This is a genomic window from Stieleria sp. (assembly GCF_041595215.1).
Taxonomy (GTDB): domain Bacteria; phylum Planctomycetota; class Planctomycetia; order Pirellulales; family Pirellulaceae; genus Stieleria; species Stieleria magnilauensis.
This window is the reverse complement of sequence record NZ_JBFHKV010001196.1, coordinates 1-2434: the sequence shown is the minus strand read 5'-3', so window position 1 is coordinate 2434 and position 2434 is coordinate 1. Positions and strand designations below refer to the sequence as shown.

At 61.6% G+C, this 2434-nt stretch carries 2 protein-coding genes; both read left to right on the top strand.

The genetic code is table 11. From position 1 onward, the window contains the following. Nucleotides 1-862 (top strand): PLP-dependent aspartate aminotransferase family protein (locus tag ABX749_RS29625; protein WP_372899210.1); only part of this gene is annotated, 862 nt, incomplete at its 5' end. Continuing rightward, entirely contained in the window at nt 859-2043 is a 1185-nt protein-coding gene (locus tag ABX749_RS29620) for a PLP-dependent aspartate aminotransferase family protein (RefSeq protein ID WP_372899209.1), read from the top strand. The genes ABX749_RS29625 and ABX749_RS29620, both read left to right, overlap by 4 nt. Nucleotides 2044-2434 lie beyond the last annotated feature (391 nt).

Below are 2434 nucleotides of genomic sequence, written 5' to 3'. Positions count from 1 at the left end.
CTTCGACCAGTGTTATCACCGCAGTCGTGAGTTCTGTGCCAAGCACCTGTCGCGTTTCGGAGTGGTCACCCGCCAGGTGACGACCGGTGATTACGACGCGATGGAAGCGGCGATCAACCGCAACACCAAAATGCTGGTCAGCGAGTCGCCGACCAATCCGCACCTGTCGGTCATCGATCTGGAAAAATTCGCCGCTGTCGGCAAAGCCACTGCAGTCGAGACGTTGATCGATGCGACGCTGGCGACGCCGTACAACATGAATCCCACCGAGTACGGCGTCGATTACGTGCTGCACTCGGCGACGAAGTATCTGGGCGGACACAACGATCTGCTGGCCGGTGTGCTTTGCGGACGCAGCGAGCAACTGGAAGCCGTTCGCAGCATGCGCGGCATCCTGGGCAACATCAGCTCGCCCCACAATCTGTACCTGCTCGAACGCGGGTTGAAGACGTTTGAATTGCGGATGCAGCGTCAAAACGAAAACGGGCTCCGCATCGCCGAGTTCCTGGAGTCGCATCCCCGTGTCGAGCGTGTCTATTACCCGGGGCTGAAAAGCCATCCGACGCACGCGATCGCCGCGGCGCAAATGCGTGGCTTTGGCGGATTGATCACGTTTACGATTCGCGACGCCGATTGGAAACAAACGGCCAACATCGTCGATGCGGCTCGTATCCCGCGGATCGCCCCGAGTCTGGGCGGCGTGGAATCGCTGATCGAACAACCGTTGGTGATGAGCTACTTCCATTGCACGCCCGAAGACCGCGTGCGGTTCGGGATCGATGACAACATGATCCGCATGTCCTGCGGGATCGAAAACGGTGATGACTTGATCGCCGACTTGGAGCAGGCTCTGTCGGTATGAGCGATCAGGACGGACACAACGTGTCGGCGGGCGAGAACTCTTTCCGCACCCGCGCGATTCACGTCGGCAATGAGATCGATCCGGCGACCGGTGCGGTCGTGCCGCCGATCCATTTGGCCAGCACGTTTCGCCAACCCGGCGCGGGCGAGTGGGGCCAGTTCGACTATTCGCGAAGCGGCAACCCGACGCGAAGCAATCTGCAAACCACACTGGCGTCGCTGGAGTCGGGCGTCGGTGCGTTGGCGTTTTCCAGCGGCATGGCCGCCATCCACTGCGTCACGATGTTGTTGGAAAACGGCGACCACGTCGTCTCCGGATGCGACCTGTACGGCGGTGCGTATCGATTGCTGCACAAGATCTGCAATCGCAGCGGGATTGACGTTACGCTTGTCGACATGACCGACCCCGCCGCCGTCGCCGCGGCGGTCAACGATCGGACGAAATTGATTTGGGCGGAAACGATCGGCAACCCGCGACTGACGATCCCCGATCTGTCGGCGTTGGCCGGCATCGCGAAAGAACGTGGTGTGATCATCGGTGTCGACAACACCTTCGGAACACCGGCGCTGGTGCGACCGCTGGAACACGGCATCGACATCGTCATGCACTCGGCGACCAAGTACCTGGGCGGTCACAGCGACTGTTTGGGCGGGACGCTGGCGGTGGCCGATCAAGAACTGTTGGACCGGCTCTACTACATCCAAAATGCGACCGGCGCGGTGCTGGATCCCTTGAGCTGTTTCCTGGTCAGCCGTGGACTGAAGACGTTGGATCTGCGGATCCGGGAACAGTCCAACACCGCGCTCGCCTTGGCACGCTGGCTGGATCAACATCCGAAGGTTCGCATGGTGCTGTATCCGGGCCTGGAAAGTCATCCGCAACACGAACTGGCGGCCAAGACACTGGTCGGCGGATTCGGGGCGATGGTGACGTTCGAGTTGGATGCGGGCATCAAGGAAACCGCGGCGGTGTGCGAGTCGACCAAACTGTTTCACTTGGCGGTCAGCCTGGGGGCGGTCGAATCGTTGATCGAGCAACCGGCAACGATGTCCCACGCCAGTTATGACGCCGCCGATCGCGCCCGGTTCGGTATCACCGACGGATTGATCCGCTTGTCGGTGGGGTTGGAGTCGTTTGAAGACTTGCGCGATGATCTGGCCCGGGCGATCGACGCGACATGAATTCGGCACGCGCCACTGGCTGATCGTCGTTTGCCATCAGCCGGTTCGCGCCAGCGCCCTCGGACCCGGCCAGCAACTTGACTCACTGCGACCCCGTCCGGGGTCGAGGGGATTGTGGGACGTGCTTCCCGGAGGTGGCGCTGCGCTGACCTCCGGCTACTCGCTGGCATCCCTCCGGGATACTCGGTTCGCTGCCGCTCTCCTTTGACACCAAACGGAGTGACGCTTGTTAGCGTCACGGCTCGCGCCCAATACCGCTCAATCGAGATTTAGCGCCGCCGCTCGCGCTGGCGCGAACCGGCTGATGGCAAACGACGATCAGCCAGTGGCGCGTGCCGAATTCATGTCGCGTCGATCGCCCGGGCCAGATCATCGCGCAAGTCTTCAAACG

Bases quoted from the DNA above. Each gene is read 5' to 3' on its own strand.
- ABX749_RS29620 (WP_372899209.1), top strand. From the start codon at position 859: ATGAGCGATCAGGACGGACACAACGTGTCGGCGGGCGAGAACTCTTTC.